A 14846-nucleotide genomic window follows, 5' to 3' on the forward strand; every position below is an offset into this window, starting at 1 on the left:
GGTAAAAAATGGAAGTAAAACAGCTTAATGAAACAACTTATGAAATAACCTGTGGGACGACCCATTATAAAATTGTCAATGAAAAGGTAAAGGAGCTTGTTAAAAAAGGTGCTGATAAAATCATCTTAAGAGAAGTTTACGGACAAAGATACATAGGCACAGGTATAAAAGAACCTGTAAAAATAGAAATACATGGAATTGCAGGAAATGATCTTGGAATATTCCTATACAATCCAAAAATAGAGGTATTTGGAAACGCTCAGGACTGTGTCGGCAACACAATGATGAAAGGTGAAATCATAGTAAGAGGACATGCTGGAGATGTCTGCGGTTATGGAATGAGAGGTGGTAAAGTTTATATTGAAGGCGATGTTGGATACAGAGTAGGTATCCATATGAAAGGGTATAAAGAGTTTGTCCCTACATTCATTATAGGCGGAAAAGCTGGAAACTTTTTCGGTGAGTATATGGCAGGTGGAAGGTTGATACTTCTTGGACTTAACAGAAAGAACGGAGAAGAGATAGTCGGAGATTATTGCGCAACAGGAATGCACGGCGGAGTGATGTATATAAGAGGCGAAGTCCCAGAAAGATACCTTGGAAAAGAAGTTAAAATATTTGAAATAGATGAAGAGGATAGAAAAATCCTTGAAGCGGAACTTAAAGGGTTCGCATCTGCATTTGGAATGAGTGTTGAAGAAATTATGTCTGAACCATTTATAAAAATTGTTCCTGTAAGTGCCAGACCTTACGGAAGACTTTACGCCCACAGATGGGGAATTGCAAGTGGAGTTATAAAATAAAATCCCCCTTTAACGGGGGACTTACCTTTACTCTTTGTTTATCTTAACATCAGCATGAACATCCATCTGAGGGTATGGAATAGAAATGCCGTTCTTATCAAACTCTTCTTTTATCTTTTCAAGCAGATCACTTCTTACAGACCAGTAATCCTCCTTTTTTACCCACGGCCTTATAAATAGATTTATACTGCTGTCGGCAAGTTCTGCAACACCAACAGATGGAGCAGGTTCAGAAAGTATCCTTTCATCCGAGCTAATTATCTCCATTAACACATCTTTAGCCTTTTTAATATCATCTTCATAACCGATACCTATTGTTAGATCCACCCTCCTTATAGGCTCAAGAGAATAGTTTTTAATGTTTCCACCTATAATAGATGAATTGGGGACAAATATCACAACATTATCCGGTGTTTTAAGCTTGGTATTAAGGATTCCCAAAACTTCAACTGTTCCAGATGTTCCTGCAACTTCCACAAAGTCTCCCTTTTTAAACGGCTTAAGAAGAATAAGTAAAATTCCAGCACCGATGTTTGAAATGTTACTCTGAACTGCAAAACCAACAGCAAGACCAAAAGCTCCGATAATTGCCGCAAAAGATGTGGTGTTAATCCCTAAAGTCCCAAGAGCAGCAATAATCACAAGAACAAGAAGAACGATATAAGCTGTAGTCTCAAGAAACTTTACAAGCGTTTCATCAACCTTTGCCCTTTCAAGAGCCCTTCCAAGGAAAAGACTAATTCTTTTAGATATCCACTTACCAACTACAAACACAACCAACGCGGAAACTATCTTTACAATCCATGGAATTGCAAGTCCTATGAGTATACCCAGTACATCCATACTTCCTCCCTCTTTAAAATTTATTATCAACTACAAAGGGATTTTATCATAAAATTTCTTAAATTCAGAATTTTAGAATACAAAACGATATCCATTCAAATTTACAAAAGTAAAAATTTACTATAATTTACTTAGAGAAATTAAATTTCCAGCAAAGTAAAGGGGAAAAAGGTGAGAAAACTTACCATAAGCAGAACCCTAATAAAGATAATCTTCGGCTTCCTTCTTATATTTTCAGTATCTCTCCCTGCAATAGCTCAACCCAGCAACGTGGAAAATAAAACAGAAAATCCACCAACAATAGAATCAATCATAGGAAAGCTTGAAACTAAACTTAAAGAAAATGCTCCCTTCTCTGAAATAGAAAACCTAACAAAAGAAACCTTTAGTCTAAAGAGAAAGTCCTCTATCTTTTATATTCCAGAAATCAATTTCCTGCTGAATAGACAAGTAGAAAAAATACCTGAATCTCAAACTGCAACCTTCAGAAAAAGAATTCTACAAATGGATACTATTATAAGCGGACTTACAACTATCCTTACTATCTTTGGGGCTTTTTCCCTGATATATTTTGCTGATAAAGTTTTCTCTTCAGAAATAAAGCGAAATACCGCCATTCTTATAGGAGCATGCTTAATATTCACAGGACTGCTTTTTCAAGGTTATCTATTCTACGCGGTTTTTGGCATACTTGCAGGAATCGGATTTATATCAAGGAACAAAATTCCTTTCTCCATTTTAATGCTAATTATTCTTTCTCTTCATTTAGTAAGCCAAACAGTAAACAAAGCCTTTTTTGAAGCAGCCAATCTACCGAAAAATCAGCTAATAGATAAACTTAAAAGAGACAATTACTCTCCCTATTTTCTGATATCAAACTCCTCTCTTTCTAAAATTGAAAAAGAGATAGCCACAATGGCAAACAAGCAAGCTCTACTTTATGAAATAAACATAGACACGTGGAAGAAATTACTTGAAAACAGACTCTCACCTGAGGAAAAAGCAATAATTCTTAACAATATCGGTTGTATCCTTTATAAACACGGCAATCTGAAAGAAGCAATTAAATATTTTGAGGAAGCACGTAAAGTGTATCCTACACCGAAAACGTACTACAACCTGTTTTTAACATATTCCTCTTTATTTGAACCAGATAAGGCAGACTTTTATTCAAAAAAATTGAAAAATTACAGTTATTTCTTCCAAAAAGAAATACCTCTTGTAGCTAACATCGGAGATGTTTATAAGATTATCCTCAAAGTAAATATACCTTTCACGTCTATAGTTATAATAATAGCAACATTTCTTATATCCAGTATAACTGCAGGAAAATTTATCAAAAAGCTTTCTTTTATAAGCATCAACCCATTTTATAATAACTATCTCCCTGGATACTCCTTATATTATAATAACAATTACGGTGGAATTATTTTATTTATTATAAGCATATTTATACTGGAATTGCTTGTGAGGAGCTTATGTTTAATGAACCTGTGAAGGGGAAAATAACCGACTTCGAACAGTTTTTAAACCTCTTAAAATTTTTAGGAGACGATGTTCTTTTCAAATTAAAATGTGATGACGAAAGTATAGTTTTCTGCTCAAAACAAGGAAAATTTATACTTATAAGTGAAGGACAACCTTTATCAGAAATGGAATTTAAAAAGAAATTAACAAATTGGATATTATCTGGAAATAGAAACATAAGTTTTACAATAATACCTGCACTTGAAGATTGTCCTGAAGGAACACTTATAGATAAAGATAAAATTATAGAAATCATAGAGGCAGCTAAATATCTAAGACAGATACCGGAAGTTTTAAATATTAAAATTTTGAATCCTGATAACGTTCCAGAAAAATTGAAAGCATTTGCCAATCAAAAAATACCCAAAAATTTGTTAGTAAATAGCTCTTCAATATCACTCATAGACCTCTGTCTTCTTGAGCAAAACGGAGCAATAACAATAGAAAAACCGGGAATATCCAGCAAAATATCCCCTTTAATAGGAGCAATAGCTGTGTTAATAATTATCATTTCTGGACTATTTTCTCTTCTTCCGTATGAAAGAAAAATGGTAACCCTAACAATAATGGAAAATCTAACAAATACACTAACTGCTAAACGAATAATAAACCGTAAAATTCCAGAAAAGTTAAACGTAAAAGATGCATATTTAAACTACATATATTACAAAAATGGCAAACTGATAAGCCCTGGAATGGACAGAAAACCTGGAACAAAAGATGACATAATCTATAATTTACCAGAGCCAGATTCTCCGCTTTTTGCTATGCCTTAAAGGAATTAAATGAAATGAGAATAGCTTTAATAGGATTTATGGGTTGCGGAAAAACAACCATTGGAAAACTCCTTGCAGAAAGGCTTAATTATAAATTTATTGATACTGATTCAGAAATTGAAAAGAAAACAGGTTTAACAATCCCTGAAATATTTAAAAAACACGGAGAAAAGTTCTTCAGAGAAAAAGAAAGAGAAGTATTAATTGATATACTTAAAGAAGATAACATAGTAATCGCCACAGGTGGCGGACTTCCTGCATATAAAGACAACATGGAAGTTTTAAACGAAAATGCATTAACTATCTATCTTGATACAGACTTTGAAACTTTATGGAATAGGATAAGCAAAGATAAAAACAGACCTCTTGTAAAAAAGGGAAAAGAATCTATACAGGAACTATACAATTTAAGAAAACCTTTTTATAAACTATCCAAGATTATAGTTGCCCAAAAAGAAAATGAATCTCCTGAAAAACTGGCTGAAACAATACTTGAAAAAATTAAAAAAACTCAACGAAAGATTTAAAATCCTCTGCGGTCTTAAACTTAAAAACAGGAACATTCAGCAACTCTTTTAAGGTATCAAAATTTGAAATCCTGCTCACATCCTTTCTTTCATTTTCCTTTCCAAAGTTGTTAAGGAAAACTCCCTTTAAATTTAAATTGTTATATTTGCACACTTCAACTGTTAAAAGAGTATGATTGATCACGCCAAGCTTATTTAAAGCAACAATAGCTACCTCATCAGCTATTTCTCTTGCAAAGTCAAGAAAAGTATAACTACCGGAAATAGGCACCATTATTCCGCCTGCACCTTCCACAATAAGCAGCTCCGTTTCACTCTCATACTCTCTTATTTTTTCTTTCAAAAGCCCAATATCTATCTTTCTATTTTCTAAAATCTCTGCCACAGAAGGAGCCACCGGAGTTTTAAACGAGTAAACAGGCGGTATCTCTTTTCCACACACTTCTGAAATTTTCGTAGCATCTTCACACACAGGGTCGCAACCTGTCTCAACAGGTTTAAACCCCAAAACATCTTTACCACTTTCTTTAAGTACCTTTAAAAGATTAACGGTAAAAAATGTCTTCCCAACTCCCGTATCTGTACCTGTTACAAAAAGAATCACTTTAAAAACCTCTTTGCATGTTGCTTTTTATTGAGGATTTCCACTATCTCAAGCTCTTTATTTTTTGCCTTTTCAAGGAAACAATTTAGAGTATAAGATACCTTCTTTGCCTCTTCAAGAGATAACGATGAAAAGTCATAATTTAAAAGGTCATTGGAAAGCTCTGTTGCTTTTTTAAAATCCTCCATTTCAACAGCAATCGCCATTTCAGAAAGAATCTCTTTTAAATCTTTGATTCTATCTCCTCCCACGCACTTTTAAGATTTGCAACAATTTCTATCAAATCGTCAAGAAGTTTTACATCGTTTGAAGCGTTCACTTTAACAAGAGAATCCTCTATAAATTCGTAAAGAGCCCTTAAATTTTCAGCTATCTCCCCACCCTTCTCCATATCAAGAGAAGCGTTTAAAACTCTTATAATATCATGTGCCCTAAGAATACTCTCCACTTTTGTTTTAAGGTCATTTTCTTCAATTGCCAGCTTGGCATCTTCCATACATAAAATTGCCTTCTCATATAACATTATAACCTTCCGAGCCGGAGATGCTGTTTCAACATCCATTTTAAGATACGGATTCATGGTAACCTCTTAAACTATTTATTTTGGGTAGATGTGTTTAAAGATGTAAATGTTTGAGCCAATCTTGCCTGAACATCCTGCATTTTAGCCATAAAAAGCTGTGTTTGTATTAACTGCTTCTTCAAGCTTTCCATCTCTCTTTTTATCATCTCATTTGTAAAGTCTATCTGCTTCTCTATATAATCAATCTGTCTATTATATGCATTTTGCTCAGATGTAATTGGCCCTGTTGGCCCTGTTAAATAATCAAGGTAGTCCTGCAAATTATTTTTCAAATCAACAGTAACTGCTTCTTTTATAGCATCAAAATTGTCATTTAAAGCCTTATCTAAATTCTCACTGTTAAGCGAAATATGGCCTGTATTATCATCTACATCAAAAATTCCGAACTTGGATAAAGGAGCAAGTTTGGAAAAAATAGTTGACCTAATAGTGCTTAATGTAGTATCACCTGCTAAAACTCCACCTTTACCTGTATTTTGAGATATAAAATCAACTATCTTATTGTACGCATCCACTATTGAAGAAAGAGCACTTTTAATTTTTGAATAATCATTAGAAACTGAAACATTTACAGGAGTTGTGGTTAAATCTTTAGCTGTAATACTAAGTCCTGGAACAACATCATTAAATACCCCATTAGGGCTTGTTAATTGAGCACCATAAATTTCTATAATTGCATCCTGTGCTGTTTGAACATGACTTGATGTATAATTATCTCCAAGCTGGAGAACATCTAAAAGATCTCCACCGCCTATCTCGGTAATAGAAATTGTGTTATCAGCTCCAGTGCTGTTCCCAGAAAGCAGAAGCCTGTAGTTTGTTCCATCAAAAAAAACCGTTGCCTTTACATCTTCCTGCTGAGAATTTATAGCATCTGCTATCTCCTGTAATGTAGAAGGCGTATCTGTTCCTAAATCTGTATCATAGTCTATAGTGGCTACAACACTTCCACCATAAGAAATCTGAAGTGTTCCACCAGTAGTAGCAACTGCTGTATCTAAGGAAGAAACTCCACTCTGGGAAAGCCATATATCATTTTCTGGAAGCTGAACTACAGATACATCAAAAGAGGTTCCACTATCCACCAATGTCTCATCAGAAATTGAAGCTGAAATTTTAGAATCATCAGATACTGCAACCGATTTAGTATCAAAAATTGTATCATCAAAAAGAGGCTCTACTGCAGACTTAAATCCACTTAGCAAAGAATTAAACTTTCCCAATGCTGAAACTTTAGCCTGTAGAGTTTGCTCTCTAACCTGATACTGTTGTATCTTAATACTTTTAACTGCATACATCTGATCAAGAATCTGCTGGTAATCAAAGTTACCCGCCAAATTACTTAAATATAACTCTCCTGCCATTTTGGTCTCCTAAATAGCTTTACACTTTCTCTCTTAAAAGCAATCCTGTTATCTCATCAATATACTTTGCAATTTTAAGCATATATTCAGGCGGTATCTGTCTTATAACTTTATTTGTGGTTTTATCTATAACTTTAACAACTGGAATTTCTTCATTATCCCCAACTTTTTCAACCTCTATCTTAAGCTGGGTATTTAAAAGAGATATTTTCTTCTGTAAATCCTCAAGAATCTTCTCAATATCTTTAGGAGATATTTTTTTAAGCTGCTGGTTTTCATTAGACGCGGATGAAGATTTCTGCATCTGCAGATTTGCCTGCTGATTAATTTTCTGAGATTCGGTCATCTTTACAGAAACTTGAAGATTGGCAACATTCTTTATTTCCATCTTCTTCCCCATCAATCAAGTTCATATAACTAAATTAAAGCTTTCCTGCCCCTTTTACAACTGCCGAAGCAGCTCTAAAAGGGGCGGGACAACCCGCCCGAATAATTATCTTAGAAGCTGAAGAACCATCTGTGGAAGCTGATTCGCCTGAGCAAGCATAGCCATACCAGACTGCATAAGAGTCTGCTGTTTTGTAAAGTTTGCCATCTCTTTAGCAAAGTCAACGTTTCTGATACGTGATTCAGCTTCAGATGTTTGTGTAGCTGCAAAGTCGTTGTTATCAATAATAGCCTGAAGATTTATTTGAATAGAACCAAGATCTGATCTTAAAGAATCCACTTTCTTTATTGCTCCATTTAATATCTTTAATGCATCCTCTGCAGAAGTATTATTAGTAACATCAATCGCCTGTAAAGAGGTAATATTGAAAGTTCCTGTTGTTATACCTAAGTCAGCATCAATACCACCCGTAGCACTTATAGTTATAGCTTCTGGTGACTCAAGAGTTATAGTTCCTATAGAATGTATATAACCTGTAGTATTTGTATCATCAACTACGGTTGACGTAGCTGCCCCAAACTTGGCAAGATCTATTGACGTATTTCCAGATGTAGCTCCAGGTGAAACGGAAAAATCTAAGTTAAAGGTTCCTCCATTTTGAGTATAAAGAACAAGTTTTGTCCCTGTTGAATCTGCTTTTGCGAAAACTCCTGTATTATTAGATACTCCATTAATTAGACTTATCATAGCATTCAAATCATACCCTTGGCCACTTGCCAAATTTATAGTTGCATTGCCTTCTGGCCCACTAATAGTAATTGTGGCAGAATCATCACTTCCTATAGAAATTGTTCCAAATTCAACAGTACCTGTAATCTCATTTTTAGCAGTTGCAGTCACTCCTTTTACATTTTCATTAATATTCTGAGCTATCTTAGCAGCATCTAAATCATCTCCATCAGCAAAACCTTGAACTACAGATGTTCCATTGATTATTAAATCTTCACCAGAATTAAATTGAGTAGGATCTGAACCTGTATAAGTTCCAGTATTAGCAGAAGTAATTAAAGGATTACCATTGTTTGATTTAACCAAAGCTGCACCTAAATCTTGAGGAAGAGCACTAGCTATAGAAATGGAAAGAGTCTGCCCAGCTCTTGGACCAAAATGAATAACTTTGTCTTGAAATGTCCCATCCAAAAGTTTTATACCGTTAAACTCAGCAGTAGATGCTATTTTTAAAATAGCATCTCTCAATTTTTCTATATCTGTTTGTAATGCCGCTCTTGCATTCGGATCATTGGTATCATTTGCAGCCTGTTCAGCTTTTGTGTACATAGCTGTCAATTTATCATAGATTTGTGAAAGGGAACTTTCAGCTATCTGAGCTGCAGAAATACCATCCTGGGCATTTCTTGAACCTTGATTTAAAGCTTTAGCAACAAGTCTCAACTGGTCAGCGATAAAAAGACCAGCAGCATCGTCTTTAGCAGAGTTAATTCTGTAACCTGTAGAAAGTCTCTCTAAAGATGTGTTCAAGTTACGCTCTGTTTTAAGAAGGTTAACATGTGTAAACTCTGCCTGAAAGTTGTAGTTAATCCTGAGGGACATCGTCCACCTCCTTACTTAGGTTTTAGTTTCTATTTTCCATTATCGGAGAGGTGGGAATTTTTTTTATACCTAAGTTTAAATTTGTTCAAACACAACTATTTTTCTTAAAGATTCAATAAAACTTTTTAACATCTCATACTTCGTCTTCAAACTCGCCCGATTTACTATCAACCTTGCAGTTGAAACAAGTATAGTATCAACCTCTTTAAGACCGTTAGCTCTCAAAGTTGATCCTGTTTGAACAAGGTCAACTATTCTGTCTGTCAATCCAAGTAACGGTGCTATCTCCACAGAACCGTAAAGCTCTATTATCTCAGGGTGAACTCCCCTGCTTCTAAAATATTTATCGGTAATTTTTGGATATTTTGTAGCCACTTTTATGAAAGAGAGCTTTTCTATATCGTAAGGTTCTGAAATCCTTTCAGGCTCTGCAACACAAAGACGGCAGAATCCAAACTTTAAGTCAAGCGGTTCATACACATCAAGCCCTTTCTCTTCAATAACATCCTTACCTGCTATCCCTACATCCGCCGCTCCATAATACACATAGGTGGGAACATCCATAGGCTTAACAAGAATAAACTTATACTTCCCATTTTCAAAAATAAGCTTTCTCGTTTTTTCAAGTGTCTGCCTTGCATCTATTCCAACTTCATAAAGCAGGTTAACTGCATCTTCAAGCAATCTGCCTTTTGGAAGAGCAAAAGTTATCTTATCTCTGTCCATCTAAAAGCCTCACTGAAAACTTTAATTTCCTTTCATTTTAACACACTAAACACCTGAGGGTGTTTGAAAATTCTCATTTATCTCTAAAAAATATTGAGATTCTTCGGCTGCAAAGCAGCCTCAGAATGACGATGAAAGTCATCCTGAGGGCAAAGTCCGAAGGATCTCTTAAAGTTCATAGCCATTTTTCAAACACTCTCATTAAACACCTTAATTTTCCATAAAAAAATCTATATAATTTGCCCAAAAGCCATTTTAAGGAGAAACTATGAAGGTTCTTATAATAGGTTCAGGTGGAAGAGAACATGCACTTGCGTGGAAAGTCTCAAAAAGCCCTAAAGTAAGTAAAGTGCTTGCCATACCGGGAAACCCGGGAATTGGAAGGCTTGGAGAGTGCATTAACATCCCCATCACAGATATCAAAAAAATAGCGGATTTTGCAGAATCTGAAAATATAGACCTAACAATAGTAGGACCTGAAGCTCCACTTGTAGCCGGAATTGTTGATGAATTTGAGAAAAGAGGACTTAAAATTTTTGGACCATCAAAAGAAGCTGCAAGACTTGAAGGAAGTAAAGTTTTCTCAAAGGAGATGATGAAAGAATTTGGAGTGCCAACTGCCGATTTTAAGGTATTTGATAATCCAGATGAAGCAAAAGAATATATAAAAGAAAAAGGCGCTCCAATCGTTGTAAAGGCAGACGGTCTGGCTGCCGGGAAAGGTGTAACAGTAGCCCAAACCGTTGAAGAAGCTATTGAAGCGATAGATAGGATAATGGTTAATAAGATATTTGGAGAAGCAGGGAACAGGGTAGTAGTAGAAGAGTGTCTTAAGGGAGAAGAAGCATCTTACCTTGTAATAAGTGACGGCGAAAGATATATACCTCTTGCACCGGCTCAGGATCACAAAGCGGTATTTGACAAAGATAAAGGACCAAATACCGGCGGAATGGGTGCATACTCTCCAGCTCCAGTTTTATCACCTGAAATTGAAAAAGAGGTTCAAAAAAAGGTTATAGAACCGATGATAAAAGGGATGAAAGAAAGGGGAACCCCATTTAAAGGAATACTTTACGCCGGGATAATGATAACAGATGACGGAATAAAAACACTTGAATTTAATGTAAGGTTTGGCGACCCGGAAGCTCAGGTAATCCTTAGAAGGCTCAAAAACGATTTTGTTGATATCTGCTTTGACACCATAAACGGAACTCTTCCTGAAAACTTAAACTGGGACGAGAGAACAGCAATTTGCGTTGTGCTTGCATCAAAAGGATATCCTGGGAAGTATGAAAAAGGAAAAGAGATAACCGGTATAGATGAAGCAGAAAAAATTGATGATGTTGTGGTATTTCACGCAGGCACAGCAATAAAAGATGGAAAACTTGTAACAAACGGCGGAAGAGTTTTAAACGTAACAGCAATGGGAAAAGACGTAAAAGAGGCTATCAAAAACGTTTATAACGCAGTAGATAAAATCCATTTTGACGGAATGCATTTCAGGAAAGATATCGGAGCAAAAGCTTTAAAAAGAATTAAAGAATAATTTACAACTTAACCTGCCTGATATCAGGCAGGTTTTTAATCTACCTTGTTCCTATATAAATAAACGTGAAAAGATACACTGCAACTATAGCAAGGGATTCATAATCAAAACGCCCCAGAGCTTTTCTCTCAGAACGGTATATAAGCTCTATCATTATAATGGCAGCCATTATTATAGAAGCCGTTGCAAGAACTCCCTGATCAGGACTTACATGGACAAAAATAGAACCTTTGGTAAAAAACAGGTCATCCACCGTAAGAGTAAATATGTTAAAAATATTGCTGCCTAAAATATTTGAAACAGCCATTTCAACCATATCCATCTTTACAGCAAGCATAGAAACGGCTATCTCTGGCAAAGATGTCGTTATACCAAGCAGAATTCCACCTATAAAGCTTTCTCCTATCCCTGTCTCTATAGCTATAAGCTTCCCAAGATAAGGAAGTAACATTGCGGCAAAAATTATTACAGTACTATGAATAATATACTGAATAACCGCTTCTTTCTTTGAAATTGCCTCTTCCTTTATCTCATAAACGGTCTTTTCTATCATCTTTTTCATTCTTCTTTTCTCGTAGGAAGAAGTAACAGAGATAGCAATCATATATACAACCAAAATAAGCACTGAAAATATACTGAACCAGCCTAAAGTAAGCTCTTTTTTAAGCCACAAAGGCATCATAGCAATTCCTATAAGAATAATTCCAAAAGCCGCAGAAAGAGATAAACCGTGATGGACCTTTTTTGTCATCGGAGTATCTTCAAGAAGAAAGTCAACAAACGCAAACACCATAAAATTGAACATACAGCTTCCAAAGATGTTACTTACAGCAATATCAGGACTTTTAGCTATTGTAACAGAACTTATACCTGTAATAAGTTCAGGAAGAGATGTAATTGAAGCAACGAAAATAACACCGAAAAGACTCCTCCCAAGATTAAACTTATCAGCTAAAATATCTCCGTAAATTAATAGATTTCTTCCTGAATAAAACACAAGAACAACAAGGGCAAAAAATGCTATGTAGAGAACCATTTTTTCACCTCTATCATTAAGAAGAATGCAATACCACTGGCAAGTATGTAGCCCCAATCGGTAAGAGCAAGGGGAACAGTGTTAAGCACTCCCGAAAGCAGATATACGGCAGCAAGCTGCAGAGCAAAACCTGCAAATATAGCAAGGAACATATACGGATTTACTTTAAAAGTTTCTATAACATTTGCAAAGAACGGCTTCTCTTTGATGGACTGAATTCCGTTAAACCATTGAATAACAGCAAGAGATGTAAAAGCTGCAGTGTTTGCTCTTTCATAAGAACCGTGACCTAAAAGATATACAAACACAGCAACAACAAGAACACCCATTAAAACCGCCGCAAACGCAGTATCTTTAAGCTGTTTTTTATCAAAAAAAGCCTCTTCAGGCTTTTTAGGTTTTTCATTCATAGGATCCTTATCACTTTTCCCAAATGCAAACGTTTTATCCTGAACACCCTCAGTTACAAGGTTTATCCATAGAATCTGAACAGGCTGAAGTGGAAGTGGAAGATTAAGGAAAAATCCTGAAGTAACAACAAAAATCTCTCCAAAACTACAGGAAACAAGATAGTAAATAGCTTTTCTTATGTTTTTGGCAATTTCTCTTCCTGTTTTAATAGCTTCAACTATTACAGATAAATTGTTGTCTGTAATAACCATTTTTGCTACTTCCCTTGCAGCCTGACTACCTCCACCCATGGCAATTCCTAAATCAGCAGCTTTTAAAGCCGGCACATCATTGACACCGTCACCTGTAACAGCAACAATCTCTTTTGCACTTTGAAGGACCCTTACAATTCTGTATTTATTCTCAGGCGTTGCCCTTGCAATAACAGCAGTGTTTTTTAATGCTTCAAGAAGCTCCCCATCACTCATTTTGTCTATATCCGTTCCCTTTAATACCCTTTCACCTTCTTTCAGAATATCAACAGAACGTGCTATAGCAGCTGCAGTGGCAGGATTATCTCCTGTAACCATCAACACCCTTATTCCTGCCTTTCTTGCAGTATTTACAGCTTCCTTAACCCCTTCTTTCGGAGGGTCTATAAAACCTACAAGTCCCACAATCTTAATTGTCAGATTATCTATGGAAAATTTATCATCAGAAACATCAGCAACACCAAAAGCAAGAACCCTTAATCCTTGAGAGGCAAGTTCATCATGAAGTTTTGAAAGCTTTTCAACCGCTTCATCTTTCAAAGAAAGCTCAACAAGTGACTCAAACGCTCCTTTTACAAGTACCTGTTTCTTTCCATCAATTTCTACACCCACCGCCATAAGCCTTCTCTTTGTATCAAAAGGATACTCCCACAGCTTAACAGCTTTCTGCCTTAAAAGTCTCCAGTTAATCCCCTCTTCCTCAAGCCACTTAAGTAGTGCAATCTCAAGAGGATCTCCTCTGTCAATATCAGCATCGTTGCACAACGCTGCAACGTTATAAAGCTCCTCTTTATCAATGGCAAAAGTGGAATAAACTTTCAGCTTTCCCTCTGTTATAGTCCCCGTTTTATCTGAAACTATATAGGTGGAACTTCCAAGGGTTTCAACGGCTGGAAGATACTTTACAAGAACTTTCTTTTTTGAAAGATAAACAGCACCTATCACAAGAACAAAAGTAACAACAAGTGGAAGCCCTTCAGGAACAGCAGAAACAAGCTCAGCAATAATAAGCATAATAACATCATAGATGTCTCTTTTCTCAAGAACAGCAACAACAAGAATAACAGCAAGAATAAGAAACAGGACAAGCATCCATCTTTTTGAAAAACTCTCAAGAGCACGGGTTAAAGGGGATTCTGGAGATGACTCTTTTGCTCTTTCTGCTATCTTCCCTATCTCTGTATTTTTTCCTGTAGCAAAAACAACACCTAAAGCTTTACCTCTTACAACAACAGTTCCTTTAAAAACAACATTCTCCCTTTTATAAATCGGAGTATCTTCTTTATGAATAACATCAGCATTCTTTTCAACAGGAACAGACTCTCCGGTTAGTATCGCCTCATCAACAAGAAGGCCTGTTGATTTTACAAGCCTTATATCTGCAGGAACAACATCCCCTTCACCAAGAATCACTACATCCCCGGGAACAACTTCTGAAACAGGAATTTCAACCTCTTTTCCATCTCTTAAAACAACGGTTCTCTCTTCCGCTAATTTTTGTAGCGCTTCCATTGAAGATATAGCCTTTAACTCCTGCCAGAAGCCAAGAATACCGTTAAAAAGAATAATAAAAACGATAATCAGGGAGTCTTTAGCATGCCCCATAAAAGCTGTTAATACAGCAGCACCTATAAGTATAAAAACAAGCGGGTTGTTAAACTGTCTTAGAAATATCTGCCACTTTTTTATCTCCTCTTTTTTAAGGGCATTATATCCGTAAACTTTCAAGCGCTCCTTAACTTCACTGGTTGCCAAACCTTTTAAAGAAGTTCTTAATTTTTTAAGGGTTTCATCAACAGAAAGGGAATGAAAAAAGGACATAAAACCTCCTGACAGGAAAGATAAGCTTT

General features: G+C 35.8%; 15 protein-coding genes. 5 read left to right on the forward strand and 10 right to left on the reverse strand.

Annotated features, from left to right (window positions below; all coding sequences use genetic code 11):
- The first annotated feature begins 8 nt into the window (after positions 1–8).
- On the forward strand, positions 9–803 hold the full coding sequence (locus CHB58_RS06245) for a GltB/FmdC/FwdC-like GXGXG domain-containing protein (RefSeq protein WP_089323252.1): 795 nt from the start codon (positions 9–11) through the stop codon (positions 801–803).
- Positions 804–830: 27 nt separating this feature from the next.
- Here the strand turns inward: CHB58_RS06245 and CHB58_RS06250 are convergent, their stop codons facing one another.
- Complete coding sequence (locus CHB58_RS06250) at positions 831–1646, reverse strand: mechanosensitive ion channel family protein (protein ID WP_089323253.1); 816 nt, start codon at positions 1644–1646, stop codon at positions 831–833.
- Between the two features lie 171 nt (positions 1647–1817).
- Between CHB58_RS06250 and CHB58_RS06255 the strand changes: the two genes are divergently transcribed.
- The 3 genes from CHB58_RS06255 to CHB58_RS06265 are packed head-to-tail and all read left to right on the forward strand — an operon-like array spanning position 1818 to position 4476.
- Positions 1818–3143 carry a tetratricopeptide repeat protein gene (locus tag CHB58_RS06255; protein WP_089323254.1) on the forward strand — a complete coding sequence of 442 codons (1326 nt, stop codon included), beginning with the start codon at positions 1818–1820 and terminating at the stop codon, positions 3141–3143.
- Entirely contained in the window at positions 3125–3949 is an 825-nt protein-coding gene (locus CHB58_RS06260) for a hypothetical protein (protein ID WP_089323255.1), read from the forward strand. Before CHB58_RS06255 ends, CHB58_RS06260 begins: the two co-directional genes overlap by 19 nt.
- A gap of 14 nt (positions 3950–3963) precedes the next feature.
- Complete coding sequence (locus CHB58_RS06265; protein WP_089323256.1) at positions 3964–4476, forward strand: shikimate kinase; 513 nt, start codon at positions 3964–3966, stop codon at positions 4474–4476.
- Here the strand turns inward: CHB58_RS06265 and bioD are convergent.
- The 7 genes from bioD to hisG all read right to left on the reverse strand — a co-directional run bounded on the left by bioD (position 4451) and on the right by hisG (position 9752).
- Positions 4451–5080, reverse strand: a complete 630-nt coding sequence (gene bioD / locus CHB58_RS06270) for a dethiobiotin synthase (protein ID WP_089323257.1) — start codon at positions 5078–5080, stop codon at positions 4451–4453. The two genes, CHB58_RS06265 and bioD, sit on opposite strands and share 26 nt — an antisense overlap.
- Positions 5077–5331, reverse strand: a complete 255-nt coding sequence (locus CHB58_RS06275; protein ID WP_089323258.1) for a hypothetical protein — start codon at positions 5329–5331, stop codon at positions 5077–5079. The genes bioD and CHB58_RS06275 overlap by 4 nt, the downstream gene beginning before the upstream one ends.
- Entirely contained in the window at positions 5304–5660 is a 357-nt protein-coding gene (gene fliS / locus CHB58_RS06280; RefSeq protein WP_089323259.1) for a flagellar export chaperone FliS, read from the reverse strand. The genes CHB58_RS06275 and fliS overlap by 28 nt, the downstream gene beginning before the upstream one ends.
- A 14-nt stretch (positions 5661–5674) precedes the next feature.
- On the reverse strand, positions 5675–7027 hold the full coding sequence (fliD, locus tag CHB58_RS06285) for a flagellar filament capping protein FliD (protein WP_089323260.1): 1353 nt from the start codon (positions 7025–7027) through the stop codon (positions 5675–5677).
- A 19-nt stretch (positions 7028–7046) separates the two neighbouring features.
- Complete coding sequence (locus CHB58_RS06290) at positions 7047–7415, reverse strand: flagellar protein FlaG (RefSeq protein ID WP_089323261.1); 369 nt, start codon at positions 7413–7415, stop codon at positions 7047–7049.
- A gap of 105 nt (positions 7416–7520) precedes the next feature.
- Complete coding sequence (locus tag CHB58_RS06295) at positions 7521–9026, reverse strand: flagellin N-terminal helical domain-containing protein (RefSeq protein ID WP_089323262.1); 1506 nt, start codon at positions 9024–9026, stop codon at positions 7521–7523.
- Positions 9027–9101: 75 nt separating this feature from the next.
- Positions 9102–9752 (reverse strand): ATP phosphoribosyltransferase, encoded by a 651-nt coding sequence (gene hisG, locus CHB58_RS06300; RefSeq protein ID WP_089323263.1) that lies wholly within the window; start codon positions 9750–9752, stop codon positions 9102–9104.
- A gap of 268 nt (positions 9753–10020) precedes the next feature.
- Between hisG and purD the strand changes: the two genes are divergently transcribed.
- The gene (gene purD / locus CHB58_RS06305; protein WP_089323264.1) at positions 10021–11298 is read left to right on the forward strand and encodes a phosphoribosylamine--glycine ligase; all 1278 of its coding nucleotides are present in this window, start codon (positions 10021–10023) and stop codon (positions 11296–11298) included.
- Between the two features lie 40 nt (positions 11299–11338).
- Here the strand turns inward: purD and CHB58_RS06310 are convergent, their stop codons facing one another.
- Entirely contained in the window at positions 11339–12334 is a 996-nt protein-coding gene (locus tag CHB58_RS06310) for a sodium:calcium antiporter (RefSeq protein WP_089323265.1), read from the reverse strand.
- A complete protein-coding gene (locus CHB58_RS06315; RefSeq protein WP_089323266.1) occupies positions 12319–14817 on the reverse strand; it encodes a cation-translocating P-type ATPase in 2499 nt (832 codons plus the stop codon). The genes CHB58_RS06310 and CHB58_RS06315 overlap by 16 nt, the downstream gene beginning before the upstream one ends.
- Positions 14818–14846: the final 29 nt, after the last annotated feature.

This window comes from Desulfurobacterium atlanticum (genome assembly GCF_900188395.1).
In the GTDB taxonomy this organism is placed as follows: domain Bacteria; phylum Aquificota; class Aquificia; order Desulfurobacteriales; family Desulfurobacteriaceae; genus Desulfurobacterium_A; species Desulfurobacterium_A atlanticum.